At 67.1% G+C, this 578-nt stretch carries 1 protein-coding gene; it reads left to right on the top strand.

Annotation, left to right across the window (positions count from 1 at the left end; translation table 11 throughout):
* A partial coding sequence (locus DNK89_RS23740) for an LLM class flavin-dependent oxidoreductase (protein ID WP_153064345.1) occupies window positions 1-578 on the top strand: 578 nt, incomplete at both ends.

Genomic DNA, 578 nt, shown 5'->3' with positions numbered 1-578 from the left:
GGTTTCGGCGGTCTACAACGAACCCTTCAACATCGCGCGCCAGTTCACCGCCTTTGACCATCTGTCGAAAGGCCGTTCCGGCTGGCTGCTGGTGCCGGGGCTGGACGAGGCCGACCGCCCCAACTTCAACCGCCTCGACGGCACTGACAGCGCCTTCCACGACACCCGCTCGGCGGAGTTCTCCGACGTGGTGCTGGAACTGTTCGACAGCTGGGAAGATGGTGCACTGGCGCTGGACAAGGCGGAATCGATCTTCGCGCATCCCGGCAAGGTGCACGTCATCGACCACAACGGCCCGCATTTTTCGATCAGCACCTCGATGAACGCGCCGCGTCCGCCGCAGGGCCATCCGGTGGTGCTGATGTCGCCGCAGACGCGCGCCGACGAAACCACCGCGGTGACCCGGGCCGATGTCGTGCTGCTGTCCGGCGGCCGCGAGGAAATCTCGGCGCGTGGCGCTGCCCTGAAACAGGTGGCCGCTGCCGGGGGACGCGGCCACCTCAAGGTGTTCGCCAACCTCGCCACCACGCTGGCCGACAGCGATGAAGAGGCACAGGCACTGGCCCGGCAGCTCGACG

It is taken from the genome of Acidovorax sp. ST3 (genome assembly GCF_003231145.1).
In the GTDB taxonomy this organism is placed as follows: domain Bacteria; phylum Pseudomonadota; class Gammaproteobacteria; order Burkholderiales; family Burkholderiaceae_C; genus Acidovorax.
This window is presented reverse-complemented; position numbering and strand designations above follow the sequence as displayed.